Source organism: Streptomyces alanosinicus (genome assembly GCF_014650595.1).
GTDB classification, from domain to species: domain Bacteria; phylum Actinomycetota; class Actinomycetes; order Streptomycetales; family Streptomycetaceae; genus Streptomyces; species Streptomyces alanosinicus.
Window position 1 is genome coordinate 1,147,168 of sequence record NZ_BMVG01000001.1, and the last position, 25,369, is coordinate 1,172,536.

At 70.7% G+C, this 25,369-nt stretch carries 23 protein-coding genes, 2 tRNA genes and 1 pseudogene; 10 read left to right on the forward strand and 16 right to left on the reverse strand.

All coding sequences use genetic code 11. The features are described from left to right. Positions 1–8 precede the first annotated feature (8 nt). From ehuB to IE277_RS05235, 6 genes are all read left to right on the forward strand, one after another. Entirely contained in the window at positions 9–935 is a 927-nt protein-coding gene (ehuB, locus tag IE277_RS05210) for an ectoine/hydroxyectoine ABC transporter substrate-binding protein EhuB (RefSeq protein WP_189948854.1), read from the forward strand. Then, positions 932–1,651, forward strand: a complete 720-nt coding sequence (ehuC, locus tag IE277_RS05215; protein ID WP_189948856.1) for an ectoine/hydroxyectoine ABC transporter permease subunit EhuC — start codon at positions 932–934, stop codon at positions 1,649–1,651. Before ehuB ends, ehuC begins: the two co-directional genes overlap by 4 nt. Then, positions 1,648–2,298 carry an ectoine/hydroxyectoine ABC transporter permease subunit EhuD gene (gene ehuD, locus IE277_RS05220; protein ID WP_189948858.1) on the forward strand — a complete coding sequence of 217 codons (651 nt, stop codon included), beginning with the start codon at positions 1,648–1,650 and terminating at the stop codon, positions 2,296–2,298. Before ehuC ends, ehuD begins: the two co-directional genes overlap by 4 nt. Further along, positions 2,288–3,085, forward strand: coding sequence for an ectoine/hydroxyectoine ABC transporter ATP-binding protein EhuA (gene ehuA / locus IE277_RS05225; RefSeq protein WP_189948860.1), 798 nt, complete (start codon positions 2,288–2,290; stop codon positions 3,083–3,085). Before ehuD ends, ehuA begins: the two co-directional genes overlap by 11 nt. A gap of 234 nt (positions 3,086–3,319) precedes the next feature. Next, positions 3,320–4,078, forward strand: a complete 759-nt coding sequence (locus IE277_RS05230; RefSeq protein ID WP_189948862.1) for an IclR family transcriptional regulator — start codon at positions 3,320–3,322, stop codon at positions 4,076–4,078. 107 nt (positions 4,079–4,185) lie between these two features. After that, positions 4,186–4,259: transfer RNA gene (locus IE277_RS05235), tRNA-Lys, on the forward strand. Between the two features lie 37 nt (positions 4,260–4,296). On the opposite strand, the pseudogene IE277_RS05240 reads toward IE277_RS05235, so the two are convergent. The 5 genes and pseudogenes from IE277_RS05240 to IE277_RS05260 all read right to left on the reverse strand — a co-directional run bounded on the left by IE277_RS05240 (position 4,297) and on the right by IE277_RS05260 (position 9,668). Next, positions 4,297–5,986, reverse strand: a pseudogene (locus IE277_RS05240) (AMP-binding protein). A gap of 39 nt (positions 5,987–6,025) precedes the next feature. After that, entirely contained in the window at positions 6,026–6,493 is a 468-nt protein-coding gene (locus IE277_RS05245) for a DUF3592 domain-containing protein (protein ID WP_189948864.1), read from the reverse strand. Between the two features lie 117 nt (positions 6,494–6,610). Further along, on the reverse strand, positions 6,611–7,216 hold the full coding sequence (locus IE277_RS05250) for a lytic polysaccharide monooxygenase auxiliary activity family 9 protein (protein WP_189948865.1): 606 nt from the start codon (positions 7,214–7,216) through the stop codon (positions 6,611–6,613). A gap of 111 nt (positions 7,217–7,327) precedes the next feature. Beyond that, positions 7,328–8,461, reverse strand: coding sequence for an SPFH domain-containing protein (locus IE277_RS05255; RefSeq protein WP_189948867.1), 1,134 nt, complete (start codon positions 8,459–8,461; stop codon positions 7,328–7,330). Between the two features lie 61 nt (positions 8,462–8,522). Continuing rightward, entirely contained in the window at positions 8,523–9,668 is a 1,146-nt protein-coding gene (locus tag IE277_RS05260) for a peptidoglycan-binding protein (protein ID WP_189948869.1), read from the reverse strand. A gap of 198 nt (positions 9,669–9,866) precedes the next feature. On the opposite strand from IE277_RS05260, the gene IE277_RS05265 reads away from it, so the two are divergent. The 4 genes from IE277_RS05265 to glxA all read left to right on the forward strand — a co-directional run bounded on the left by IE277_RS05265 (position 9,867) and on the right by glxA (position 15,116). Beyond that, positions 9,867–9,940, forward strand: a tRNA-Lys gene (locus IE277_RS05265). A gap of 178 nt (positions 9,941–10,118) precedes the next feature. Next, positions 10,119–10,868 (forward strand): FadR/GntR family transcriptional regulator, encoded by a 750-nt coding sequence (locus IE277_RS05270; RefSeq protein WP_229880664.1) that lies wholly within the window; start codon positions 10,119–10,121, stop codon positions 10,866–10,868. A gap of 316 nt (positions 10,869–11,184) precedes the next feature. Continuing rightward, the gene (locus IE277_RS05275; protein ID WP_189948871.1) at positions 11,185–13,185 is read left to right on the forward strand and encodes a glycosyltransferase family 2 protein; all 2,001 of its coding nucleotides are present in this window, start codon (positions 11,185–11,187) and stop codon (positions 13,183–13,185) included. Then, a complete protein-coding gene (gene glxA, locus IE277_RS05280) occupies positions 13,182–15,116 on the forward strand; it encodes a radical copper oxidase GlxA (RefSeq protein WP_189948873.1) in 1,935 nt (644 codons plus the stop codon). Before IE277_RS05275 ends, glxA begins: the two co-directional genes overlap by 4 nt. 1 nt (position 15,117) lies before the next feature. Here the strand turns inward: glxA and IE277_RS05285 are convergent, their stop codons facing one another. The 11 genes from IE277_RS05285 to IE277_RS05335 form a co-directional block, all read right to left on the reverse strand. Then, on the reverse strand, positions 15,118–16,140 hold the full coding sequence (locus IE277_RS05285) for a glycoside hydrolase family 6 protein (RefSeq protein WP_189948874.1): 1,023 nt from the start codon (positions 16,138–16,140) through the stop codon (positions 15,118–15,120). Between the two features lie 99 nt (positions 16,141–16,239). Continuing rightward, positions 16,240–16,905, reverse strand: a complete 666-nt coding sequence (locus tag IE277_RS05290; protein ID WP_189948876.1) for a class F sortase — start codon at positions 16,903–16,905, stop codon at positions 16,240–16,242. A 9-nt stretch (positions 16,906–16,914) separates the two neighbouring features. Then, positions 16,915–17,517, reverse strand: a complete 603-nt coding sequence (locus IE277_RS05295; protein ID WP_189948878.1) for a hypothetical protein — start codon at positions 17,515–17,517, stop codon at positions 16,915–16,917. A gap of 116 nt (positions 17,518–17,633) precedes the next feature. Next, positions 17,634–18,413 (reverse strand): HAD-IIA family hydrolase, encoded by a 780-nt coding sequence (locus tag IE277_RS05300; RefSeq protein ID WP_189948880.1) that lies wholly within the window; start codon positions 18,411–18,413, stop codon positions 17,634–17,636. Between the two features lie 343 nt (positions 18,414–18,756). Then, entirely contained in the window at positions 18,757–19,812 is a 1,056-nt protein-coding gene (locus IE277_RS05305) for a 2-aminoethylphosphonate ABC transporter substrate-binding protein (RefSeq protein WP_189948882.1), read from the reverse strand. A gap of 70 nt (positions 19,813–19,882) precedes the next feature. Next, positions 19,883–20,680 carry an ABC transporter permease gene (locus IE277_RS05310; RefSeq protein ID WP_189948884.1) on the reverse strand — a complete coding sequence of 266 codons (798 nt, stop codon included), beginning with the start codon at positions 20,678–20,680 and terminating at the stop codon, positions 19,883–19,885. Beyond that, positions 20,667–21,485, reverse strand: coding sequence for a 2-aminoethylphosphonate ABC transporter permease subunit (locus IE277_RS05315; RefSeq protein WP_189948886.1), 819 nt, complete (start codon positions 21,483–21,485; stop codon positions 20,667–20,669). Before IE277_RS05315 ends, IE277_RS05310 begins: the two co-directional genes overlap by 14 nt. After that, positions 21,478–22,524 carry an ABC transporter ATP-binding protein gene (locus tag IE277_RS05320; protein WP_189948888.1) on the reverse strand — a complete coding sequence of 349 codons (1,047 nt, stop codon included), beginning with the start codon at positions 22,522–22,524 and terminating at the stop codon, positions 21,478–21,480. Before IE277_RS05320 ends, IE277_RS05315 begins: the two co-directional genes overlap by 8 nt. Position 22,525: 1 nt before the next feature. Beyond that, positions 22,526–23,233 (reverse strand): HAD family hydrolase, encoded by a 708-nt coding sequence (locus IE277_RS05325; RefSeq protein ID WP_189948890.1) that lies wholly within the window; start codon positions 23,231–23,233, stop codon positions 22,526–22,528. A gap of 8 nt (positions 23,234–23,241) precedes the next feature. Continuing rightward, positions 23,242–24,366, reverse strand: coding sequence for a TIGR03364 family FAD-dependent oxidoreductase (locus tag IE277_RS05330; RefSeq protein WP_189948892.1), 1,125 nt, complete (start codon positions 24,364–24,366; stop codon positions 23,242–23,244). A gap of 199 nt (positions 24,367–24,565) precedes the next feature. After that, positions 24,566–25,321, reverse strand: coding sequence for a GntR family transcriptional regulator (locus tag IE277_RS05335; protein WP_189948894.1), 756 nt, complete (start codon positions 25,319–25,321; stop codon positions 24,566–24,568). Positions 25,322–25,369 lie beyond the last annotated feature (48 nt).

Here is a 25,369-nt window from a genome sequence, read left to right on the forward strand (position 1 = left end):
GCGCCGCCATGGCTCCACCACTTGGGAACGACGTACACACATTCCGGTCGGGACACAGACACAGCAGACGCTCGGTGCTCGGCGGTCTCGGCGGGCTCGCCGCCCTCGGTGCGCTGGGCGCGGCGGGCTGCACACGGGTGGCCGAGGCGTCGGGCAAGAAGGGCGGCGACCTGCTGGAGCGGCTGCGCGCACAGGGCATCGTGCGGCTCGGGATCGCCGGTGAGATCCCCTTCGGGTACATCGACAAGGACGGGCACCTCACGGGGGAGGCGCCCGAACTGGCCAAGGTGATCTTCAAGCGGCTCGGGGTGGACAAGGTGCAGCCCGTGCCCACCGAGTTCGGTTCGCTGATTCCGGGGTTGAACTCGCAGCAGTTCGATGTCGTGGCCGCCGGGATGTACGTCAATCCGGACCGCTGCCAGCAGGTGATCTTCGCCGACCCCGACTATCAGATGCTCGATTCGTTCATCGTGCGCAAGGGCAATCCGCTGGGGCTGCACTCCTACAAGGACGTCGTCGCGAAGAAGGCGAAGTTCGCCACCGGCACCGGGTACGCCGAGATCGAGTACGCCGTCGGGGCCGGGTACAAGCAGGGCGACATCCTGATCGTGCCGGACCAGGTGGCCGGGCTGAACGCCGTGGAGGCGGGCCGGGTCGATGTCTTCGCCGGTACGGCGCTCACCACCCGTGAAGTGGTGAAGAAGTCCGCGAAGGCGGAGGCCACCGAGCCGTTCGCGCCGCTGGTCAAGGGGAAGCCGCATGTCGACGGCGGTGCGTTCGCGTTCCGGCCGACCGAGACGGGTCTGCGGGACTCCTTCAATGCCGAGCTGCACAAGCTGAGGCAGAGCGGCGAGCTGTTCCGGATCCTGAAGCCGTTCGGCTTCACCAAGGCCGAGATGACCGACCTCACCGCGAAGGAGCTGTGCGGCGGATGACCTCGGGGCTGTGGGAACTCGTACTCAAGGGTGTCTGGACCACCATCCAGCTGCTGGTGTTCGGCGCGCTGCTGGCCACGGCGGTGTCGTTCGTCGTCGGCGTCGCGCGCACGCACCGGCTGTGGATCGTGCGCTTCGTCGCCGGCGTCTACACCGAGGTGTTCCGCGGCACCTCGGCACTGGTGATGATCTTCTGGGTGTACTTCGTGCTGCCGATCGTCTCCGGCTGGCAGCTGGTGCCGTTGTGGGCGGGCACGCTGGCGCTCGGTCTGACGTACGGCGCGTACGGCTCGGAGATCGTGCGCGGTGCGCTGAACGCGGTGGAGCCGGCGCAGAAGGAGGGCGGGATCGCGCTCGGCTTCACGCCCTGGCAGCGGCTGCGGCTGATCGTGCTGCCGCAGGCGGTGCCGGAGATGATCCCCTCGTTCTGCAATCTGCTGATCGAGCTGCTCAAGGGCACCGCGCTGGTGTCGGTGATGGGCATGGGCGATCTGACGTTCAGCGCGAATCTGGTGCGGCTGGCGTTGCAGCAGAGCGCGGAGATCTACACGTACATCCTGCTGATCTACTTCGCCATCGCCTTCGTGCTCACCCGGCTGATGCGCGCTCTGGAGAAGCGGCTGAAGGCGGGCGTCGGGAAGGACGCCGGCACGTTCGCCGCGGCGCGTGAGCTGAAGCGGGCGCAGACGACCGGAGTGGGGGGGCGGGTCGCATGACGTGGGACTGGAATGCCGTGAGCGGCTTCATGCCGCACTTCTGGGACGGACTGCGGGTCACCCTGGAGGCCCTGGCCCTCGGTTCGCTGCTGTCCTTCACGCTCGGTCTGGTGTGGACGCTGCTGATGCGCACGCCGACCCGGTGGGTGCGCTGGCCGGTCGGGGTGGTCACGGAGTTCGTACGCAACACCCCGCTGCTGGTCCAGCTGTTCTTCCTCTTCTACGTGCTGCCCGAGTGGGGTCTGACCTTCTCCGCGCTGACCACCGGCGTCTTCGCGATCGGCCTGCACTACTCGACGTACACCATGCAGGTCTACCGGGCCGGCATCGAGGCGGTGCCCGCCGGCCAGTGGGAGGCGGCGACCGCGCTGAACCTGCCCCGGCACCGGACCTGGACCGCGGTCATCCTGCCGCAGGCCATCCGCCGGGTGGTCCCGGCGCTCGGCAACTATGTGATCGCCATGCTGAAGGACACACCGCTGCTCATGGTGATCACCGTGCTGGAGATGCTCGGGCAGGCCCGGCTCTACTCCCAGCAGCACTTCCAGTTCACCGAGCCGGTCACCGTGATCGGTGTGGCCTTCATCCTCATCTCCTATCTGGCCTCCCTTCTCATGCGAGCCCTGGAGCGACGTCTTGTCCGCTGACACTCCCCTGACCAAAGACACCGAGCCGGGCGCCGGCGCGAACACGGCCGGCGGTGAGCTGATCCGGCTGGCGGGCGTCACCAAGCGCTTCGGCACGAACACCGTCCTCGACGACCTGAACTTCACCGTCGACCCCGGCAAGCATGTGACCCTGATCGGCCCGTCCGGCTCCGGCAAGACGACGATCCTCCGGCTGCTGATGACCCTCACCCAGCCGGACGAGGGCACGATCGCCGTCGACGGCGAGCAGCTCTTCCCGGCGCCGGAGAAGCAGATCCGGGAGGTCCGCAAGAAGATCGGGATGGTGTTCCAGCAGTTCAACCTGTTCCCGAACATGAACGTGCTGCGCAACATCACCGAGGCGCCGGTGCAGGTCCTCGGCATGTCCAAGGACGAGGCCGAGGCGCGGGCCCGCGAGCTGCTGGAGCTGGTGGGGCTGGCCGACAAGTGCGACGCCCGGCCGACGCGGCTGTCCGGCGGGCAGCAGCAGCGGGTGGCGATCGCCCGGGCGCTGGCGATGCGGCCGCGGGTGCTGCTGCTGGACGAGGTGACCTCCGCGCTCGACCCGGAGCTGGTCGCGGGCGTGCTCGATCTGCTCAGGGACATCGCGCGCAGCACGGACATCACGATGCTCTGTGTGACCCACGAGATGGGTTTCGCCCGTGACATCTCCGACCAGGTGCTGATGTTCGACGGCGGCCGGGTGATCGAGTCGGGTTCCCCGGAGAAGATCTTCAGCGACCCGGAGCAGGACCGCACCCGGGAATTCCTCGGCGCGGTCCTGTGAGGTGCGGCGCGGTCCTGTGAGATGCGGCACGGATCCGGCAGACACCGAGGTCCGACCACTGGGTCATGACCCTGGCATATGCCAAAGGGTCTGCGCCGCAGTTGGGAGGGGCACGGCGAGGGCAACAATCTCGCCAACCCCCTCACCCCGCAGCGGGTTTGCCCGTTATCGTGGAACGCGATCCACCGACCGGATCTCGCGGCCACTGACAGGCGAGCGCAGGGGGAGACCACCGTGGCGCTGATGCACGAGCCGACCGCCCCGTACCACTCCGCCCAGGACGCGCTGCGCGTGCTGGAGACCGTGGCCCGCCACTCCGCCGGCGTCACCGACACCGAGCTGGCCCGGCACACCGGCCTCGGCTCCGAACGGCTCACCGCCCTGCTGCGCATGCTGCGCCGCGAGGGCTATGTCGAGCAGATCACCGACGGGGCGTACGTCACCGGCGACACCCTGCGCCGCCTCACCTCCGCGCACGACCGCGAGCAGGCGGTGCGCGAGAAGCTCCAGCACACCCTGGACCGGCTGCGCGACTCGGTCGGCGCGGCCATCTACATGAGCCGGTACGTCGACGGCGAGGTCAAGGTCACCCAGTACGCCGCCGGTCCGACGACCCCGGCGGTGAACGAGTGGGTCGACTTCCGCTACTCCGCCCATGCCACGGCGGTCGGCAAGAGCCTGCTGACCCAGCTCGACCACAACGCCCGCCGCGACCATCTCTCCCGGCACAAGATGGCCCGCCTCACCTCGCGCACCATCACCAGCGACAAGCTGCTGCTGTCCCGTCTGGAGTCACAGCCGGCGACGGTGCCGGTCCTGGACCTCCAGGAGTACGCGGTCGGCACGGTCTGCGCGGCGGTCCCGATCACGGCGGGCTCCTCGGTGGGCTGCCTCGCGCTGTCCCTCCCGGTGGAGCACGCCCACCGTCTGAAGCAGGCGGCCGACGCGCTCAACCGCAACGCGGCACCGGTTCTGCTGTCCCTGACGATCTAGGGCCTGTCCGGGGGTCACGGGGGTGGTCATCAGCACCCCCTCGGACCAGGTAGTATTTTCTTCGTCGCCGACCGCGGGAGTAAAACCCCACGGAAGGCGAGAGTCATGCGCCGCTAGCTCAGTTGGTTAGAGCAGCTGACTCTTAATCAGCGGGTCCGGGGTTCGAGTCCCTGGCGGCGCACGATAACGATGGCGAAGCATGACCGCAAAAAGCGCGGTCATGCTTCGCCATCGTCGTTCTTGCGCGGCTTCGCCGCGCGTTGTGGGGGCTCCGCCACCCACGCCCCCTCGGCGGCACCCGAGGTCAGCCTCCGGTAGCCGGGCTCCCCCGGCGGCCGCCACCACACCGGATCGGCGCACGCATAGCCCTCGCGGCGCAACAGCGCCCGGTGGATCTTGTTCGTCGCCGTCACCGGCATCCGCTCCACCACCCGCACGAACCGGGGCGCCATCTTCGTCCCCAGGTCGGGCTGGGCCGCCAGGAACGCGGTGAAGCCCGCCGGGTCGAAGGAGCCGGCGAGGGTCGCCATCACCTGGTCCCCGGTCACCGGGTCCGGCACCCCGTAGACGGCGACGGCCGCCGCGCCCTCGTACCGGGCGACGATGTTCTCGATCATCGCGGCGGCGAGGTTCTCCCCGTCGACACGGATGCGGTCATCGGCACGGCCGGCGAAATAGAGGTAGCCCCGGGCGTCCCGGTAGAAGAGGTCGCCCGTCCAGTACACACCCGCCCGCCGCCGCTCGGCCTCCGCCGCCGGGTTGCGCCAGTAGCCCTCGAAGGGGTTCGGCGCCCGGTTCACCAGCTCCCCTATCGCCTCTTCCCCGTTGAGCAGGCGCCCGGCGGAGTCGAGGACGGCCGGCGGGCACTCGCGTCCGGTGGCCGGATCGAGCACCACCAGCCCCGGCCCGGCCGGCCCCACCGCGCCCTTCGGGGTGCCCGGCGCCCACTGGATCGCCGCACCGCCCTCGGAGGAGCCGTACCCCTCGACCAGGCGCACCCCGAACCGGCGCTCGAAGGCCGCCGCGTCCACCGCGCCGGCCTCCGTGCCGAAGCCGAGCCGCAGTGGGTTGTCACGGTCGTCCGCCCTCTCCTCGGTGGCGAGGATGTACTGGATCGCCCGGCCGACATAGGTGAAATAGGTCGCCCGGTAGCGGCGTACGTCGGTGAGGAACCCGGACGCCGAGAAGCGGCGGCGCAGGGCCACTCCGGCTCCCGCGGCCAGCGCGGGCGCCCAGTCGGCGATGACCGCGTTGCCGTGGAACATCGGCGTGCAGACGTAGTGCACGTCGTCCGCGCGCACCCCGAACTGCCCGGCCAGCGCCTGCCCGGCCGCCGCCAGCCGCCCCTGGGAGCAGATCGCGGCCTTGGGGGCGCCGGTCGATCCGGAGGTGAAGTACAGCATCAGCCGGTCGCCGGGGGCGGCGCGGGACGTGTCGGGTACGGCGCCGGCGTACGGGGCGAGGAGGGCGCCGTACTCCTCGTCGTCGGTCACGAGGATCCGCACCCCCGGCAGCTCCAGGCCCGCCGGCAGCGGCAGCAGGATCCGCTCGGTGACCAGGAGCGGGCACTCGGTGTGCACGATGTCCCGGGCCAGTTCGGGGCCTGGGGGTCCCCCCGCGCGAGCGAAGCCGAGCGTGGGGGAGGGTGGGGTTGATCCCGGCGACGGCCGCGCCGGCGAGGGTGGCGGCGCCGAGCCACAGCGGGAACTCCTCGGTGTTGTCGAGGAGGACGCCGATGTGCGGTACGGCACCCGGGGGCAGCAGGTCGGCGAGGAGTGCCGCCCGGGCGGCGGCGCCCGCGGCCGCTTCGTGCTGCGTCAGCACCCGCTCCCCGCACCACAGCCCCGGCCGGTGGTCGCCCCAGCGTGCCGCCACCAGGTCGGCGACCGTGTGCCTCGTGGAGTCCATGAGGGCGCACGATAGTTGACGCTACGTCAGATGTGGAGACTACGGCAGGAAGCCGTCCGTCGCCGAGAACGCCAGATGGGCGGTGACCATGAAGGCGACACACCCCGCGATGAACACGCCCAGGAACGCCACCACACAGCCCGATTCGGCCGCGAGCTTTCCGCGCGCCGGGGCGTGTGCCGTCGCCCGCTCGGGGTGCTCGGCCGTGTAGTGCACGGTGACGATGTCGCCCTCAAGGGTCGTCCCCGGCCCGTTCCGCTCCTCGAAGCGGACGGCACGACCCTCGCGGGTGGTGAACTCGTAGACGTGGTGGAGGGTCGTGTGCACGGAGGTCTCTCCGCCGCCGCCGCTGGTGGTGGTGTAGGTCCGCAGACACCGCGCCTCGGCCGTCAGCCCACTGTTCCAGGCGCTGCGCACCTGGCGGGACCGGCCGGCCATCCGGACCAGGGTGAAGACCGCCATGGCGATCATGAGGCCGGGCACGGCGTAGAAGAACAGCTCGAACATGAGGTCCCCCGAGGTCGGTACGCCGCTCCGAGTGATCGGCGTGCCGGGAACGTACCCGGCACAGGGGGCGCCCGGCCTCAAGGGAACCTCAGTTTCCGTGCCGTGACGGAACGGACCTCAGAAGGTGACGTCCGAGCAGGCGTAGAACGCGTTGCCGGTGTCGGCGATCGTCCACACCGCGACGATGACGTGGTGCCCGCTCAGCCCGGACGGCAGGGTGCCGCTGTGGCTGAGGGTGGCAGGCGGGCGCTGGCCGTTGTACGGGACCGTCAGGAACGGGGTGAGGTCGAGGTCCGAGCGGGACAGGGCGTGGTTCTGGTTCCAGCCCTGTCTGGTGACGTAGTACTTGAAGTCGGTCGTGGCGTGCATGGCGGTGAACTGCCAGCGGAAGGTGTACGTCTGGCCGCCCGTCACCCTGGTGGTGGGCCAGGCGCCGCCGGAGGGTGTGGCCGGCGAGCTGAGCTGGGCGAACCGGCTCAGTCCGCCGTTGCAGATCTGGCCGTCGGCTGGCCCCGCGGCCGGGAAGCCCTTGGGGCCCTCGACGCTCTGCGGCTCGTACTGGATGTCACCGCAGTCCGTCACGGTGCCGTTGGCGCAGAGCTTCTGTCTGCTGATGGGGAGGTCGGTGTAGCCGTGCCCGCTGGCGCCGCCGGTGGAGAGCGCGAACGCTCCGGCGGTCACCACCCCGAGCACGACCGCGGACAACGTGGTCTTGGTGCGCATGCTGCCGCTCCTGGAGAACGTGGGGAGTTCGGTGAGCTGTGCAGGTAGGTCTAGACCAAGTGTCAGATTATTGCCGTTGGTTGAACATGTCCACACCAACCGTGGTACAGCCTAGGACGGCTCCCCGCGCCCCGAGCAGAAGGCGACCGTCAGGTCCCGCACCAGCACCTTGCGTTCGTAGTCGTCGAGTTCGACCAGGCCGCGCACGGTCAGCCGGGTCACCGTGTCCTCCACCGAGTCCACTACCGAGCTGAGCATGCTGGCCCGCTGCCGGGCGTCCAGCGCGGCGATCCTGCGCCGGTTCATCGCCGCCGCGACCTCCGGGGCGTACTCCACCCGGACCGGCCGCACCGAGAACACCTGAAGGCCGACCGGCGCGGTCTCCTCGGACACCAGGCGGGTCAGCGCGTCCCCGGCCGCCGTCACCCCGCCCCTGCTCCCGCACGCCGGCTCCACCGGCACCCGGGCCAGCGCCGCCTCCACACACTCGGCCAGATACGTCTCGTGGTCCTCGATACCGAGCACGGCCCGCGCGGTGTCCCGCACCCGCCACACCACCAGCACCACCACCCGCAGCGCCATCCCCTCCGGATCCGCCGCGGCCATCGACGCGCTGCGCCAGTGCCGCAGCCGCACATCCACCCGCCGGCGCAGCACCAGCGGGTTCACCCAGAGCAGCCCGGTGCGCCGGACCGTCCCCCGGTAGCGGCCGAACAGGCCGAGCACCCAGGCGCGCCCGGTCCGCCCCCGGGCCAGCCCGCCGAAGCCGAACCAGCCGAGCGCCCCGGCCCCGGCGTACGCCGCCCACTGCGCCGGACCGAGCCCCGCACCCGCGGACGCGGGCAGCCGCAGCGCCTCCACCGCGCCGGCCGGAAACAGCCCGGCCCACCATGAGGTCGCCAGGCCTCCGGCGATCCCGCACGCCCCGGCCAGCACCCCGGCCGCCCCTGGCAGCACCCGCGCCGACCGCTCCACCAGCTCAGGGTCGAGCTCCGGCAGCGGCCGGCGGCGGGCCGACGCCTGGGATCTGAGCCGCGGCAGCTCGCCGGTGCTCTGCCGGCGGGCCACCACGGCGGGCTTGAGCGGCACCGCCACGGGGTCGGGGCCGTCCCGGAAGAGCAGATGGACGGGGATCTCGGTGGTCACCTCGTTCTGGATCAGCCGGGACGGCCGGCCGCCCGGTGCCACGGCGCCCTCGGCCGGCCCCTCGGACTCGGGCGGTGTGTGTGACGTGGTCGTACTCATGCGTGCCTCCAGCCTCCGCGCCAGATGCGTCATGAACAGGTGGTGGGGTGTACGGGAGGGGTCAGAGGTCGATCACCTCGCCGGGGTCGGCCGCCGCGAACAGCCGGCGCCAGGTCTCCGGCCCCGGATAGCCGTCCGCCGCGCCACCGCGCCAGCCCTGGGCGCGCTGGAAGGCCCCGACCGCGCGCCGGTCCGCGTCGCCCCAGCCAGGTGCGTGGCCGGTCGCGTAGAACCCACCGAACCCTTTCCGCACGAGTCGGCGGCGCAGCTGTGCGACATCCGCGTTCTCCTCGCCCGGGCGGAACCGGCTCCGGCCGGGGTAGCCGGGCGCCTCCGGCGAGCCGGCGACGGGTGATGTGGCGGCGACCGGGATCGTGACGGTGCCCTGGATGGTGATGGTGCCCGGTGTCGTGGCGGTGGCCGGCGGGGGGACGGTGGCCGGTGGAGTCACGGTGCCCGGCGTCGGGGTCGTCGTGTCGCCGGTGACACCCTTGTAGCGATAGGGGACGTACTTGTCGGTGTGGCTCCAGTAGGGGTAGGGCGTGGCCTGCTTGCGGGCGTGCGGGGGCGTCTGCTCGTAGACCGTGTAGTTGGTGTGCGTGTAGTCCGTCCAGCCGCCGAAGATCACCACGTGGGAGCCCTGCTGGGGGTTGTCGAGGTTGTGGTACAGCAAGATGTCCCCGGGCTGCAGCTCCTCCTTGGTGATCTTCACGCCGTACTGGCCGAGGCTGCCCGTCCACTCGTTGCCGGGCAGACCCCAGGCCATGGAGACGAAGCCCGAGCAGTCCTGCCGGTAACCGTCGGACCAGAAGGCGCTCATGCTGTACGGCACCTGTGCGGTCACCCAGAGCTTGGCCCGGTTGATGATCTGCGTCCGGGTGGCCGCGGGGATCGGGACGGTGGGCGTGGCGGGCTTGCCGGCCGGGCCGTGCAGGGGGGCCCGGCCGCCCTGGGGGGTCTCGGGCTCGTCGCCGCCGGGGGCGGGGGGACGCTCCTCGGTGGGCCGGCCGGGGGTGACCGCGGCGGCCGGGGCGACCGCGCCGAGGACGGCGGACGCGGCGGCCACGGCCACGATCCCGCAGGTGGCGGCCGGGTGAGAGCCGGTGCGGCCGGACGGCAGGCGGGGACCGGCCCACCGCCCCGGCACGCAGCCGGGACAGTCGCAGTCGCTCGCGGGGTCGAATTCCTCGAACACCGGAGCCGTCATGCGATCTGCCTCACATTTGGAAGGGATATGTCCGCGAGTGTGCACGTTGGTCAGTTTCCCAACTGTCCACCGGACCGCCACTTTGACGGTCCGAATGATGTACACGGCTCCTCCGGGTGCCCATCCGGTCACCGTGAGGCCCCCAGAAGGCGGTCGAAGGCACCCCGAAAGGTCAGGTAGAGTTATCTCCGTCAGCAGGCGCCGCTAGCTCAGTTGGTTAGAGCAGCTGACTCTTAATCAGCGGGTCCGGGGTTCGAGTCCCTGGCGGCGCACGATGACGATGGCGAGCTATGTCCGCAAAACGCGCGGACCTGGCTCGCCATCTCTGTTTTTGCGCGGCCGCGCCGCGCGAAGTGGGGGCTCCGCCACCCACACCCCCCCAGCCGCAGTGACCGGCGCCGGGAGGCCGGAACCGGTCCGTACCCCCGATTGGCCGGATACCCTCTGGCCATGGCAGCCCGGAACCTTCAGGAGCGGATCAAGAAGCTGATCGTGGACCGACGGCTGCCCTCGGGGGCGCCGCTGCCGACCGAGCCGGAGCTGATGGAGTACCTCGGCGCGAGCCGGAACTCGGTGCGCGAGGCTCTGAAGGCGCTCCAGGCGATGGGGATCGTGGAGATCCGGCACGGGTTCGGGACGTACGTCGGCTCGATGTCGTTCGCGCCGATGATCGAGGGGCTGGTCTTCCGCACCGTCGCCGGCCACTACCGGGGCGAGGACTCGCTGCTGCAGTTGCTGGAGCTGCGCGAGGCCGTGGAGCGAGGGCTGGTCTCGCGGCTGGCCGGGCGGCTGCCGCAGACGGACCTTCTCGAACTGGACGCCCTCGTGGACCGTATGGAACGGGAGGCCGCCGAAGGGGCCCCTCTCGCCGAGACGGACCGGGCCTTTCACGCCACCCTCTACCGGGGGCTGGACAACGTGCTGCTGAGCGAGGTGCTGGAGGCGTTCTGGGACGCCTTCCACCGGGTGCAGCGGGATCTGGTGGACGTGCCGCAGGACCCCAGGGTCACCTGCCGCCAGCACCGGGAGATCCTGGACGCGGTCCGCTCCGGTGATGCGATACGGGCGGAGGAGGCCATAAGAGACCACTTCTGCAACATCCGTGTCCGCCTCGCCACCACCGGTGCGCCCCGACCCTCCGAGACCACCGGCGCACGCCGGCCTCCCGCGCCCCACCCGCGCCACAATGAACGGGTTTGAGCGGTAAACACCGCGTTTCGCATCTTGCGATCATGCAGATCATCGTAGAACCCTGGATGTCCAAGCTGCCGCCGTTTGGCGGGAGTTGGGGGGAAGCACCCGGTTGCCGGCAGGCGGGGAGGGGGACCCGCTCATGAATCGGTGCCGAGGGGGGCATCATGCAACCGGAAGGTCGCCGTCCTGTGTCTGCGACGTGGGGAAGACGTGAGGACTGCGCACTGCCACTGAACCGCGCGGGCGGGCTTAAGGGGAGTCGGCCGCGTGCGGCAAAGGACCGACCGAACACGCGGTGACCTGCGTGTGGGGGGAATGACTCATGGCGTCGACGCCGACGGGCGCGGGACCGGGCCACGCTCACGACGATCCGTCACAGACCACACAGCTCAGGGTGGTCAACCACCGTACGGGCCAGTTCCGCCGGATGAGGAAGAGCCTGCCGAGATACGACTACGAGCACTACAGCCGGCTCGCGGGCCCCCTCACCCAGCCCGACCCGACCCGGCCCTACACGGTGCAGTACCGCTCGCTGCTCTCCCAGGAGCCGCACCGCCTGCGCGCCGCGCTGATGCTGGGCGCGGCCCCCGTGCTCTCCCTGGTGCTGCTGTTCTGGCTGCTCCAGCCCGAGCACTGGACCCAGCGCGACTATCCCGCCTACGACTTCCTGCCGGCCCTCGACACCGTCATGCTCGTCTCGATCGGTCTGATCGAGTTCTTCCGCTGCATGAACGTGCTGTCCAACGCGCACGCCACGCTCGTCGCCCGCGACCCGGTCCCGGTCGTGCCCGAGGCCGGCACCCGCGTCGCCTTCCTCACCTCCTTCGTGCCCGGCAAGGAGCCGCTGGACATGGTGACGAAGACCCTTCAGGCGGCGGTGAAACTGCGCCACCGGGGGCTGCTGCACGTATGGCTGCTGGACGAGGGCGACGACCCGGCCGTCAAGGAGGTCTGCGCCCGGCTCGGCGTGCACCACTTCACCCGCAAGGGCGTCGCCAGGTGGAACCAGGCCAAGGGCCCGCACCGCGCGAGGACCAAGCACGGCAACTACAACGCCTGGCTGGAGGCGCACGGCGGGTCCTACGACTTCTTCGCCTCCGTCGACACCGACCACGTCCCGCTGCCCAACTATCTGGAGCGGATGCTCGGCTACTTCCGCGACCCGGACGTCGGCTTCGTCATCGGCCCGCAGGTGTACGGCAACTACGACACGTTCGTCACCAAAGCCGCCGAGTCCCAGCAGTTCCTCTTCCACGCCCTGATCCAGCGCGCCGGCAACCGCTACGGCGCCCCGATGTTCGTCGGCACCTCCAACGCCGTACGGATCAGGGCGTTGCAGCAGATCGGCGGCCTGTACGACTCGATCACCGAGGACATGGCGACGGGCTTCGAGATGCACCGCGCCAAGAACCCGGCGACGGGGAAGAAGTGGAAGTCCGTCTACACGCCGGACGTGCTGGCCGTCGGCGAGGGCCCGAACGCCTGGACCGACTTCTTCACCCAGCAGCTGCGCTGGTCCCGGGGCACCTACGAGACGATCCTCAAGCAGTACTGGAAGGGCCTGTTCACGCTGGGGCCGGGCAAGCTCTTCAACTACACCATGATGATCATCTTCTATCCGATGTCCGCCCTCAACTGGATCCTCGCGGCGCTGAGCTGCGCGCTGTTCCTGGGCCTGGGCGCCTCGGGTGTGAACATCGACCCGACCGTGTGGCTGATGCTGTACGGCAACGCCTCGGCGCTCCAGATCGGCCTCTACATCTGGAACCGGCGGCACAATGTCTCCCCGCACGAGCCGGAGGGGTCGGGCGGGGTCGCGGGCATGGTGATGTCCGCGCTGTCCGCGCCGGTCTACGCGCGCTCCCTGATGGACGCCGTACTGCGCCGCAAGAGCAGGTTCGTGGTGACGCCCAAGGGCGAATCGGCCAGCCCCGACACCTTGTTCGGGACGTTCCGGATCCACTGGTTCTTCATCCTGGTCTTCGCCGGCTCGCTCGCCGCCGGCTTCGCGCTCGGGCACTCCCAGCCCGCGATGATCACATGGGCGTCCTTCGCCCTGCTGATCACCGCCTCGCCGATCTTCGTCTGGCGGTACACCCTGCGGCAGGAGCGGCGCGCGTCCCGGCACCCGGCCGGTTCACCCGTGCCGGTGCCCCCGCCCCGGGACGCGCCCGTGCCGTACGCGGCCCGCGCACCGCATGTCCCGCAGGCGCGGCCCACCTGGGCGAACACCGGGTACGGGGAGCGGAGCGCGGACCGGAGCGAGCAGAGCGAGCAGGCCATGCAGATCGCTCTCGGCGGACTGGGGGGACGTAAGGAATGAGGGACGGGGCAGGCCGCCGTCGTGCCCGCAGGCTCGCGATCGGTACGGCGGTGGTACTCGCGCTGGCCGGGATGAACGGGCCGTGGGTGTACCGCTTCGGCACCGCGCAGTACCACCAGTACAAGATCAACAGACCCGAGTACAAGGCCGAGAACGGCCACTGGGACATCATCGAGTTCCCGCCGCAGTACCGCCAGGACACCATCCACGCGGCGCTCCTGCACACCGGCGAGGTGCTGCTGGTCGCGGGCTCGGGCAACAACCAGGACAACTTCGACCGGAAGGAGTTCGACACCCGGATCTGGGACCCGGTCAAGGGCACGGTCAAGAAGATCCCCACGCCCAACGACCTGTTCTGCACCGGCCACACTCAGCTGGCCAACGGCAATCTGCTGATCGCGGGCGGCACCAAGCGGTACGAGAAGCTCAAGGGCGACGTCAAGAAGGCCGGCGGCGTCATGATCCTGTACAACGAGAACCCGGACAAGCCGATCACCCTGCCCGCGGGCACCAGGTTCACCGGCCGGCAGAACCACAGGACGTTCGCCTCCCAGGACCCGGTCCTTGTCCCGCGCGCCACGAAGGTCTTCGACAGGGCCGGCAAGTGGCTGCGGAACAACCCCGGTTACGGCCGGGTCTACGTCGAGGCGCAGGCGGAGGGCACCCGGTACGAGACCGGCACCCAGGACAACTACCGCATCCAGGGACTGACCGGCCCCGACGCCCGCAACACCTACGGCATCGCGCAGAAGCTCGCCCTCGACAAGAAGGACTTCGAAGGGATCAGGGACTCCTACGAGTTCGATCCGGTCGCCGAGCGGTACATCAAGGTCGACCCGATGAACGAGGCCCGCTGGTACCCGACGCTGACGACCCTGTCCGACGGCAGGATCCTCAGTGTCTCCGGTCTCGACGACATCGGTCAGCTGGTGCCGGGCAAGAACGAGGTCTTCGATCCGCAGACGAAGAAGTGGACGTACACGAGGACGACCCGGCAGTTCCCGACGTACCCGGCGCTGTTCCTGATGCAGAACGGGAAGATCTTCTACTCGGGTTCGAACGCGGGGTACGGGCCGGACAACGTGGGCCGGGAGCCCGGTGTCTGGGACGTCGGCACCAACCGGTTCACCAGGCTGCCCGGCCTCGGCGATCCGGACCGGATGGAGACCTCCGGGACCGTGCTGCTGCCTCCGGCGCAGAACGAGAAGTTCATGGTGGTCGGCGGTGGGGGCGTCGGTGAGTCCAAGCTGTCGAGCAGGAAGACACGGCTGATCGACCTGAAGGACCCGGATCCCAGGTTCGTGGACGGTCCGGAACTGGAGAAGGGCACCCGGTATCCGCAGACGTCGATCCTGCCCGACGACACGGTGCTGGTGAGCGGGGGCTCAGAGGACTACCGGGGGCGCGGTGACTCCGACATCCTGCAGGCGCGGCTGTACCACCCGGACAGCAACAGCTTCACCCAGGTCGCCGATCCGCTGGTGGGACGCAACTACCACTCCGGGTCGATCCTGCTGCCGGACGGGCGGGTGATGTTCTTCGGGTCCGACTCGCTGTACGGGGACAAGGCGAACACCAAGCCGGGCAAGTTCGAGCAGCGGATCGAGATCTACACCCCGCCGTATCTGTACCGGGGCTCCCGGCCGACGCTGGGCGGTGGCCCGCAGACGATCGCCCGCGGCGCGTCGGGAACGTTCACGTCGGAGCACGCGGCCGGTATCAGGAAGGCGCGGTTGATCCGGCCGAGTGCGTCGACACATGTCACGGACGTGGATCAGCGGTCCGTCGCGCTGGACTTCAAGGCGTCCGGGAACAGGGTCACCGTGACGGTGCCGAAGAGCCGGAATCTGGTGCAGTCGGGGTGGTACATGCTGTTCGTGGACGACGACCAGGGGACGCCGAGTGAGGCGCAGTGGGTGAGGGTTCCCTGAGTCACTTGCTGCCCTCGGCGAGGGCGAGTGCATAACTCGCCCACCATTGGCCCGCCTTCGGGCCTCCCTTGCACGTTCCGTCGGACTCCCCCGGGCGCTTGACCCACAGGTAGGCGTCCACCAGGGGGTCCGCCGTCCTCGTGGTCGGGGCTTCGCCCAGGGCGCGGCCCGGGGGGTTGCACCAGCGTTGGGCCGGGTCGCCCGAGGTGTAGGGGCCGTTGCCGTTGCGGCTGGTGTCGATGACGAAGTGTTTGCCGCCCACCTTCGACGAGAGCTGTTTGCCGTAGGCGATGGAGTCCTGGGTGGAGTAGAAGTTGGAGACGTTGACGGCGAAGCCGTCGGCCTGGTCGACGCCGGCCTGCTGGAGGGACGGGAAGATCTGGTCGGGGTGGCCCCAGCCGGCGTTGCCCGCGTCCAGGTAGACCTTCGTGTTCTTCAGCGACTTGAGCTTGGCGATCGCGCCCTTGAGGAGGTCGTAGCGCTCCTCGTGGAACCGGTCCGGGGTGCAGCCGTCGACGAGGTGGAGTACGGCGTCGGGTTCGAGGATCACGATGGCGGAGCGGTCCTCGATGCCCCGGGCCACCCCGTCGATCCAGGCGCGGTAGGTGTCGCCGTCGGCGGCGCCGCCCTGCGAGTACTGGCCGCAGTCTCGGTGCGGGATGTCGTAGAGGACGAGCAGGGCCGTGCGGCCGGATTTCCGGGCGGCCTCGGTGAAGCCGCGGGCTTCGTCCTGCGGGTTGTCCGGGCCGATCCACTCCCCCACCGGCTGTTCGGCGATCTTCCGGATCTGCTCGGCCTTCGTCCTGTCGCCCGACGTGGTGTAGGCGGTGAGCTGGCGGGCCGCGGTGCCGTCCGGGTTGACCCAGAACGGGTCGGCGGCCTTGGGCTGTTGGGTGATCCGGCCCCCCGGGTCCCCGTTCTTGTCGCCCCCCGAGGAGGAGCATCCGGCGAGCAGCAGCGCCGCCCCGAGCACCACCGCCGTCGACGCCCGCGCGGAAGAACGGGCCCCCCTGATGTCGTCCATGCGTATCCCCCTGGTCCCCCCTGGGCGAACTGGTACGAGTCCCAATCGTGGCATATCCGACCGGTCCGTCACGAGGTCGCGTGACGGGGCGTACGGGGGTCAGCGGGTGGTTCCGGTGAGGTACGCGGACACCACCACGTTGGCCGTGTAACTGCCGCTGACGCGGTCGAAGACGCCGCCGCAGGTGATGAGGCGGAGTTCGGCGCGGCCCGTCTGATGGGGGCCGTAGGCCTGGTGGGCATCGAAGCGGGCGCGGGGCAGGACACGGACGTCGTCGACGGTGAACGCGGCGACCCTGCCGTCCGAGCGGACCACCCGGACCGTGTTGCCGGGTTCGAGCGTGCTGAGTTTGTAGAAGACCGCGGGCCGGGTCGCGGTGTCGACGTGGCCCACCAGCAGTGCCGCTCCCGCGGCTCCGGGCCGGGTGCCGGCGCCGTACCAGCCGACGACGCCCGGCTGGTCGAAGGGCGGCGGGTCCACGGCGCCCTGGGTGTCCAGGCCACGGCTCACCACCGGCGCCTGCACCCCGAGCCGGGGGATGTCGACGCGCTGCGGCAGGGCGTCCCCGAGCGGCGCGGCGGCGCGGGGCAGCACGGCGGGGCCGCCGGCGAACAGATCGCCCCTGGCGGAGCCGTCCGTGCCGTGCGGTACGCCGGTGAGGGCACGCCCCCACAGCCACAGTCCGAGCAGCAGCACCGCCCAGACCAGGCCGGTGACCAGCCGGCCGGTGCCGCTGCCGGCGGCGGGCTCACGGTCCTCGGACATGGGCCGCCGTCAGCGCCTTTTACGGCGGCGGCGGGCGCGGAGCCCGACGACGGCCGCCGCGATCCCGGCGAGGGTCAGGCCGGACACCTCCTGGACGGTGTCCGGCCCGGACTCGGTGGTCGCGACGGTGGCGAAGTGCGCGGTACCGCCGCCGCCCGCGTGGACGGGGGCGATGGGCGTGGCGGCGTCGCCGGGCTCGCGGCCGGAGCCCCGGTCGCCCTGTCCGGACCCCCGGTCGCCGCCCGTCCCGCCCGTCTCTCCCGCCGCCCCCGACCCGTCGCCGGCCACCGTGATCCGCCCGCTGATCACGTAGTCGGCGCAGGTGATCCTGACGGCGTAGGCGCCTGGCTTGAGGGAGGTGCGGACGCGGGTCTCGCCGGACAGGCTGCCCTGGCTTCCGGTGAGCAGGGCGTCGCTGACGAACGCGCCGGAGACGGCGGTGCCCCGCGGCCCGGAGCAGCCCTTGACCCGCAGGGCCACATCGGTGCCGGGTGCGGGGGAGGCGGGGGTCACCAGGACGGAGCCGGAGTCGGGGTCGGCCGCGTGGGCGGCCGGGGCGAACGCGGTGACGGCGAGGACCGCCGTACAGAGAGTGAGGCGTAGTGAGCCCATCGTGAACCTCCAGTTATCAGGAGGCTCCCCCGGCCGGGGCGCCGCCGCATCCCCGGGAGGCGCCCCATTGCTCCGAATGGGTGGACCGGAGCTTGGGATCAGTGGATCTGCGCAGGTCAGACCAGGTCGACCAGGTCGGCGATGGAGTCGACGACCTGCGAGGGGCGGAAGGGGTAGCGGTCGACATCGTCGGGCTGGGTGACACCGGACAGCACCAGGAACGTCCGCATCCCGGCCTCCAGGCCGGCGAGGACGTCGGTGTCCATGCGGTCGCCGATCATCGCCGAGGTCTCCGAGTGCGCGCCGATCGCGTTGAGCCCCGCCCGCATCATCAGCGGGTTGGGCTTGCCGACGAAGTACGGCTTCTTGCGGGTCGCGGCGGTGATCAGGGCGGCGACGGAGCCGGTGGCGGGCAGATCGCCCTCGGTGGACGGGCCGACGTTGTCGGGGTTGGTGGCGATGAACCGGGCGCCGTCGTTGATCAGCCGTACGGCCCTGGTCAGGGCCTCGAAGGAGTAGGTGCGGGTCTCGCCGAGGATCACGAAGTCGGGGTCGTGGTCGGTGAGGATGTAGCCGATGTCGTGCAGCGCCGTGGTCAGACCGGCCTCGCCGATGACGTAGGCGCTGCCGCCGGGCCGCTGGTCGCTCAGGAACTGGGCGGTGGCGAGCGCCGAGGTCCAGATGTTCTCCACCGGCACCTCAAGGCCCATGCGGTTCAGCCGGGCGTGCAGGTCACGGGCGGTGTAGATGGAGTTGTTGGTGAGCACCAGGAAGGGCCGCCCGGACTCACGGAGCTTCTTCACGAAGGCGTCGGCGCCGGGGATCGGCACCCCTTCGTGGATCAGGACGCCGTCCATGTCGGTGAGCCATGACTCGATGGGCTTGCGGTCTGCCATGTTGCGCGTCTCCTGGCATGCGTACGGTCGGGAAAGCGGGGGCGCCGGAACCACGGCGTACCGACGCCCCCAGCCTAATCAGAGCGGCCCGGACTTGACCCTGCTCAGCCCTGGCTGATCCGCACTCCGTCGACCACCCGATACCAGTTGTCTCCGCCGGTGCAGCGGAACCGCACCCGGACGTTGCTCGCAGCTGCCGCGGCGTGGACCGGCGCCACGGCCACTGTGCGGCCGACGGTACGGCAGTTCCCCAGGGGCGCGGGGAACTGCGCGACCGGCCGCGACGGCGGGACGGTGACGTGCGGCGGGGCGGGACCCGTTGGCGGCCGAACCCCCGGAGGGCTCAGCTGCCCGTGGCCGACTTCCAGTCCTCGACGTACGAGGTCAGGTTCTTGTTGATGTCGGCCCAGTCCGGCTCGAAGAACTCGACGCCGTCCATGATCTTGGTCAGGGCGATGGCGTTGGCGTCGGTGGCCTTGACGTCCTGGCGGGAGGCGAAGCCGCCGCCGATCTCGCTGACCTCCTGCTGCTGCTTCTGCGCGAGCATGAAGTCGAGCAGCTTCTTGCCGTTCTCGCTGTGCGGGGCCTTGCTGACGAGGCCGGCCGCGTAGGGCAGGGCGAAGGTGGTGGGCTTGCCGTCCTTGCCGGCCGGGAACCAGAGACCGAGGCCCGGCATGGTCTTGGACTGGGCGTAGTTCATCTGCACATCGCCGTTGGCGACGAGCAGTTCGCCCTTGTCGACCTTGGGGGCGAGCTTGCCGGTGGAGGCGGACGGGCCGACGTTGTTGGCCTGGAGCTTCTTCAGGTAGGCGAGGGCCTGCTCCTTGCCGCCGAAGTCGTGCATCGCCTTGATGAGCACGGCCGTGCCGTCACCGGCGACACCCGGGGTGGAGTACTGCAGCTTGTTCTTGTACTCGGCGTCGAGCAGCTCGTCCCAGGTCTTGGGGGCCTGCTTCAGCTCCTTCTTGTTGTAGACGAAGCCGAAGTAGTTGTCGACGACCGAGGTCCAGGTGCCGTCCGTGGCCTTGTCGGCGCCGCTGACCTGGTCGGCGTCCCCCGGCTCGTACTTCTCCAGCAGGCCCTTGCCGCCGGCCTCCTGGATGAACGGCGGGAGGGTGACCAGCACATCGGCCTGCGGGTTGCTCTTCTCGCGGACGGCGCGCTGCACGATCTCGCCGGAGCCGCCCTCGACGTACTTGACCTTGATGCCGGTCTGCTTGGTGAAGTCCGCGAAGACCTTGTCGTACCAGCCGTCGCCGTTCTCGCCCTTCAGGCCGTCGGCGCTGTAGACGGTGACTTCCTTGGCGTCGGAGGCGGCGGAGGAGCCGTCGCAGGCGGACAGCGCGGGGGTGGCGAGCAGAGCGAGGGCTACGGCGAGCGTGATACGGGTTCTGGGCATGGCGAGGCCAACTCCTGGCATTTTCACGGGGATGACGGGGGAGGTGGGGGTGCGGGGGGGATGCGGGGGGTCAGCGGTACGACGCCCGGGTGCGGACCCGGGAGAGGGCGAACAGGACGAGCAGGGTCGCGGCCATCAGCACCACGGCGACGGCGGAGCCGGTGAACAGGGCACCGCGGTCGGTGGCCGCGTAGATCAGGACCGGAAGCGGGGTCCAGTCGGGCGGATAGAGCATCATCGTGGCGCTCAGCTCGCCCATGGAGAGGGCGAAGCAGAGGCCGGCGGCGGCGGTCAGGGACGGCAGCAGCAGGGGCAGCCGCACCCGCCACAGCACAGTGGAGGGCCGGGCGCCGAGGGAGGCGGCGGCCTGTTCGTAGGCCGGGTCGAGGCGGGTGACCGCCGCCGACACGGACTGGTGGGCGAACGCCGTGACCAGCACGGTGTGCGCGAGGATCACGATCCACCGGGTGCCGTTGAGCAGCATCGGCGGCTTGGAGAACGCCACCAGGACCGACAGTCCGACGACGACCGACGGCACGGCGACCGGCAGCACGAAGAGGGCGTCGACGACCCTGCGGTAGCGCTGCTTCAGGGCGGCCCCGGCCAGCGCGGCCCAGGTGCCGACGGCCAGCGCGAGCAGGCTCGCTCCGGCGGCGGTGAGCAGGCTGGTGGTGAGCGCCTGGAGGGCCTCGCCGCGGGTGGCGGCACGGTAGTTGGCCGTGGTCAGCCCCGAGGGCAGGACGCTGGACCAGTGCGTGGCGAAGGAGGCGCCGAGCACCACGAGAAGGGGAAGGGCGAACAGCGGCACGAAGAGCAGCAGGAACACCGCCCATACGGCCCACTTGGCCCCACGGCTATGCACCAGCACGACGGCTCACCACCCGGTAGAGGCCGTACAGCCCCACGGAGATCAGGACGTTGACGACGGCGACCACGCACGCGCCCGGATAGTCGGACTCCAGGATCGCCTTGCTGTAGACGAGCATCGGGAGGGTCGTGACCCCTTTCGCACCGGTGAAGAGCACGATCCCGAACTCGTTGAGACAGAGCACCAGGACGAGGCTGCCGCCGGCCGCGAGCGCGGGCAGCGCCTCCGGCAGGATCACCTGCCGTACGATCCGCGGCGCCCGCGCCCCGAGCGAGCCGGCCGCCTCCAGCTGCGCGGTGTCCAGCTGTGAGAAGGCGGCGAGCAGCGGCCGCATCACGAACGGCGTGAAGTAGGTGACCTCGGCCAGCAGCACCCCCCAGGGCGTGGTCAGGAACTGGAACGGCCCGCTCGACGCACCGGTCAGATCCGTCCACGCCCCGTTCGCCATGCCGACGCTGCCGTAGATGAACAGCAGCGCCAGCGTGATCAGGAAGGACGGGAAGGACAGGAACACATCGATGAACCGCGCCACCGCCTTCGCCCCGGGGAACGGCACGAACGCGATGACCAGCGACAGCAGGAACCCGAGCACCAGACACCCGATGGTGGAGGCCACGGCCAGCCAGACGGTGGTCCACAGCGCGTTCCGGAAGGCCTCGGAGGCGAAGACATCGGAGTACGGCGTGAGCGAGGTGCCTCCGGAGTCCGGCTGGAACGACTGCTGGACGACGAGGGCGAGGGGGTAGAGGAAGAAGAGGGCGAGGAGGGCCACCGGTGGCAGGGCCCACAACAGACGCCTATTCATGGGTGACTCCGGCGGGCAGCAGCACCGCGTCCTCGGGGGCGAAGTGCAGAGCCACCGCGTCCCCGAGCGCCGGCGGATTCCTCAGCTCCCGCAGGTCCGCCATCACACTGTGCCCGTCGACCTCGACGTACAGCCGGTGCGTGGCGCCCCGCCACTGGATCTCGGTGACCGTGCCGACGACCCGGTTGGGCCCTTCGCCGAGCCCGACCAGATGCGGCCGTACGCACAGCGTGGCCCGCGCCCCCGCGAGCACCCCGGTCGTGTCGACCTTCAGCTCGGTGCCCGCGAAGGAGACACCCCCGGAGCCGACGGTCACCGGCACCAGGTTCGCGCCGCCCACGAAGGAGGCGGTGAACTCGTCGGCCGGGGAGCGGTACAGCTCCTTCGGCGTACCGCAGGACTGCAGCCGCGCCTTGTCCATGACCGCGATCCGGTCGGCCAGGGTGAGCGCCTCGACCTGGTCGTGGGTGACGTACAGCATCGAGACGTCGGGCAACTCCCGGTGCAGCCGGGCGAGTTCGGAGAGCATCCCGGAGCGCAGCCGGGCGTCGAGCGCGGACAGCGGCTCGTCCAGGAGCAGCACGTCCGGCCGGATGGCCAGCGCGCGGGCGATGGCGACCCGCTGCTGCTGTCCGCCGGACAGCTCGCGCGGGTGGCGGCGGGCGTAGGCGGCCATGCCGGTCATCTCCAGCGCCTCGGCGACCCGCTGCCGTATCTCGCCCTTGGCCGCCTTGCGGGCCCTGAGCCCGAAGGCCACGTTCTCGTCGACCCGCATGTGCGGGAAGAGCGCGTACTGCTGCACGACCATGCCGATGCCTCGCCGGTACGGCGGCAGGTCCGTCACGTCCCGGCCGCCGAGGAGCACCCGCCCGGACACGGGCCGTACGAATCCGGCGACCGCCCGCAGCGCGGTGGTCTTGCCGGAGCCGGACGGCCCGAGCAGCGCCATGACCTCGCCGGGCTCGACGGTCAGGTCGAGCTGGTCGAGGACGACGTTGCCGTCGTAGGCGACGGTGACGGAGTCGAAGCGGATGCCCATCTCAGCGCGCTCCCGAGAGCAGGGCGGGCAGGTCGGCGACGGAGTCGAGGACGTGGGTGGCACCGGCGGCGCGGAACGCCTCGTCGCCATGGGCGCCGGTGCGCACGCCGGCGACCAGTCCGGCCCCGGCGCGGACGCCGCTGAGCACGTCGTACGAGGTGTCGCCGACGACGGCGATCTGGCTCACGCCCTCGGCGGCCTTGGTGCGGACGAAGGCCTCCAGGACCATGTCCGGGTACGGCCGTCCGCGCCCGCCGGCGTCGGCCGGGCACAGAGTGAGCGAGACGGGGAACGAGGGGTCCTGCCAGCCTAGGGCGGCGAGGATGGCGTCCTGGGTGACCCGGGCGAAACCGGTGGTCAGGACGACACTGCGGCCGTCGGCGGCGAGTGCCTCGATGGCCTCGCGGGCCCCGGGCACGGGGGCGATCAGACCGGCGTCGACCAGGTCGCCGTAGGCCTTCTCGAAGGCGGTGTTGGCGCGCTGGGCGCGGTCCTCGGTGCCGAACAGATGCCGGAAGACGGAGATCTTGGACTCGCCCATGGTCGCGCGGACGTAGGCGAGGTGTTCGGTGTGCTCGGCCGAGCCGGGCTCGACGCCCAGTTCGGCCGCGGCGGCGGCGAAGGCGCGCTCGACGAGGCCGTCGTCGGCGACGGTGGTCCCGGCCATGTCGAGGACGACGAGACGGATGTTCTCGGGGGATGCGGTCATGGGGGTGCTCACCAGCCCAGTTCGTTCGCGGTCGTTTCGGCTATCGCCGGCGAGCAGGTCATGCCGCGCCCGCCGGGTCCGGTGACCAGCCACACGCCGTCGCTCACCTGCTGCCGGTGCACGACACGGCTCTTGTCGGTGCACTGCGCGTACACGCCGGCCCAGCGGCGGCGGATCTTCGGCAGCGGCCGGCCGAGGAAGAACTCGACGACCCCGGTGAGGTGGTCGTAGGGGTCCTCGACGGTGTCGAAGGCGAAGGGGTGCTCGTACTCGTGGGTGTCGCCGATGGTCAGTCCGCCGTCGGCGCGCTGCACCATGAGCAGCTGCATCTTGTGCTCGGCCGCGGTCCGCGCCTGGGGCCGGCCGGCGTTGAGCGCGTCCAGGGCCGGGGAGGCGTAGGCCGGGTAGTAGCGGAAGCTGTCGGTGTCCGCGACCGAGGTGGTCAGCGGCTCGCCGAGCGGGGCGGTCTGCATCATCTGCAGGCGTACGCGGCGCACCGGCAGGTCGGGGCCGGCCAGCTCGCGGACGAGTCCGCCGAGCCAGGCGCCGGTGCACAGCACGACGGCGTCGGCCTCGTGCACGTCCCCGTGGTCGTCGCGCACGCTTGCGGCGCCGACCACGTCACGGACCTCACGGCCCGGCAGGAAGGTGTAGTGCGGGGACTTCAGCAGTTCCTCGCGCAAGGCGAGCTGGGCGGTGCGGGGCTCGACGGCGGCGTCGCGCTCGCAGTAGAGGGCGGCGTCGAACTCGCCGCGCAGGGCGGGGTTGACGGTCCGGGCCTCGCCGGGGGTCAGCAGCTTGTAGCCGCGGGCGGCGGCGTCCGGGCGGGCCACGGCGGCCTCGGCGACGGCGAGTTCGAGATCTCCGCGCACCGGGGTCAGCGAGCCGTTGGCCCGGAAGCCCAGCTTCGGCACGCGCCCGCCGATCTCCTCCCACAGCTCCCGCGCCCGCAGCGCGGTCTCCAGTTCTTCTCCGCCCGCGCGGCCACTGACCCAGATCTGTCCGAAGTTGCGGAGCGAGGCGCCGCGCGCCTCCGCCTCCCGCTCGATCTGGACGACCTGGTGGCCGCGCTGCACTGCTTGCCAGGCGTGCATGGTGCCCACCACGCCTGCTCCCACGACTGTCAGTCTCACGACGTCAACGCTCCTCGGGATCGGGGAACCGGAAGGGTCCGGCTGACAACGAGAGCGTGAACGACCCATCACGTTTGGGCTAGACCCGTTATCTTCTCGTAATGTTCACGGGGGTACCGATGGGCGGATTCCGGACGTGACCGGCCCGCGAGAGGGCGGTACCGGCCGGTAGGGGCGGTGTCAGCCCGGCGGGACGGTGTCAGCCCGTGAGGTGGGCGGTGAAGGAGAACCGGTCGCCCCGGTAGAGCGAGCGCACCCGCTCCAGCGGCCGCCCCTGCGTGTCCCGGGAGACGCGGTGGATCAGCAGCATCGGCAGGGCCGGCGGGGTGCCGATGAGCAGGGCCTCGCGCGGGGTGGCCAGCACGGTCTCGACGCGCTCGTCGGCGTCGCCGAAGTCGATGCCCTGGGCCTTCAGATAGGCGTAGAAGGAGGAGTCCGGGTCGAAGTCGCCGCGCAGACCCGGCACCCGCTCGACGGCGACATAGGTGCTCTCCAGGCCGACCCGCTCGTCGTCGGCGAGCAGCACCCGCTCCAGGTGCCAGACGGGCTCGCCCCGGGTGAGCCCGGTCTCGGCGGCCAGGGCCTGCGGGCAGGGGAAGCGGTCGAGGGTGACGAGCGTACGGCCGGGGGTACGGCCCTGCCGCCGCACGCCCTCGGTGTAGCTGGCGAGGGACAGCGGCTGGGCCAGCTTGGGCCCGGCGACGACGGTCCCGCGCCCCTTTCGCCGCAGCCGCCCCTCCAGCACCAGCTCACGCACGGCCTGCCGTACGGTCTCGCGGGCGACGTCATAGCGCTCGGCGAGATCCCGTTCGGTGGGGATGACGCTGTCCTCCCCCAGTTCGTCCAGCAGCGCGGCGATCCGCGCCTTCACCGCGTAGTACTTGGGGATGCGCCCGTGCTCGGGGATGCCGGAGCGGACGGGGGCGCCGGGGGCCTGGTCGTTCGGGTAGTCCACCAGGGGATCGTCGCAGACCGACCGGAAGTTGATCGTACGGCCCCCGGT

What these genes read in the sequence shown, in the direction of transcription:
- ehuB (WP_189948854.1), top strand. Translation starts at nt 9, where the DNA reads ATGGCTCCACCACTTGGGAACGACGTACACACATTCCGGTCGGGACAC.
- ehuC (WP_189948856.1), top strand. Translation starts at nt 932, where the DNA reads ATGACCTCGGGGCTGTGGGAACTCGTACTCAAGGGTGTCTGGACCACC.
- ehuD (WP_189948858.1), top strand. Translation starts at nt 1,648, where the DNA reads ATGACGTGGGACTGGAATGCCGTGAGCGGCTTCATGCCGCACTTCTGG.
- IE277_RS05245 (WP_189948864.1), bottom strand. Translation starts at nt 6,493, where the DNA reads ATGTTCGAGCTGTTCTTCTACGCCGTGCCCGGCCTCATGATCGCCATG.
- IE277_RS05250 (WP_189948865.1), bottom strand. Translation starts at nt 7,216, where the DNA reads ATGCGCACCAAGACCACGTTGTCCGCGGTCGTGCTCGGGGTGGTGACC.
- IE277_RS05255 (WP_189948867.1), bottom strand. Translation starts at nt 8,461, where the DNA reads ATGAGTACGACCACGTCACACACACCGCCCGAGTCCGAGGGGCCGGCC.
- IE277_RS05260 (WP_189948869.1), bottom strand. Translation starts at nt 9,668, where the DNA reads ATGACGGCTCCGGTGTTCGAGGAATTCGACCCCGCGAGCGACTGCGAC.
- IE277_RS05270 (WP_229880664.1), top strand. Translation starts at nt 10,119, where the DNA reads ATGGCAGCCCGGAACCTTCAGGAGCGGATCAAGAAGCTGATCGTGGAC.
- IE277_RS05275 (WP_189948871.1), top strand. Translation starts at nt 11,185, where the DNA reads ATGGCGTCGACGCCGACGGGCGCGGGACCGGGCCACGCTCACGACGAT.
- glxA (WP_189948873.1), top strand. Translation starts at nt 13,182, where the DNA reads ATGAGGGACGGGGCAGGCCGCCGTCGTGCCCGCAGGCTCGCGATCGGT.
- IE277_RS05285 (WP_189948874.1), bottom strand. Translation starts at nt 16,140, where the DNA reads ATGGACGACATCAGGGGGGCCCGTTCTTCCGCGCGGGCGTCGACGGCG.
- IE277_RS05290 (WP_189948876.1), bottom strand. Translation starts at nt 16,905, where the DNA reads ATGTCCGAGGACCGTGAGCCCGCCGCCGGCAGCGGCACCGGCCGGCTG.
- IE277_RS05295 (WP_189948878.1), bottom strand. Translation starts at nt 17,517, where the DNA reads ATGGGCTCACTACGCCTCACTCTCTGTACGGCGGTCCTCGCCGTCACC.
- IE277_RS05300 (WP_189948880.1), bottom strand. Translation starts at nt 18,413, where the DNA reads ATGGCAGACCGCAAGCCCATCGAGTCATGGCTCACCGACATGGACGGC.
- IE277_RS05305 (WP_189948882.1), bottom strand. Translation starts at nt 19,812, where the DNA reads ATGCCCAGAACCCGTATCACGCTCGCCGTAGCCCTCGCTCTGCTCGCC.
- IE277_RS05315 (WP_189948886.1), bottom strand. Translation starts at nt 21,485, where the DNA reads ATGAATAGGCGTCTGTTGTGGGCCCTGCCACCGGTGGCCCTCCTCGCC.
- IE277_RS05320 (WP_189948888.1), bottom strand. Translation starts at nt 22,524, where the DNA reads ATGGGCATCCGCTTCGACTCCGTCACCGTCGCCTACGACGGCAACGTC.
- IE277_RS05325 (WP_189948890.1), bottom strand. Translation starts at nt 23,233, where the DNA reads ATGACCGCATCCCCCGAGAACATCCGTCTCGTCGTCCTCGACATGGCC.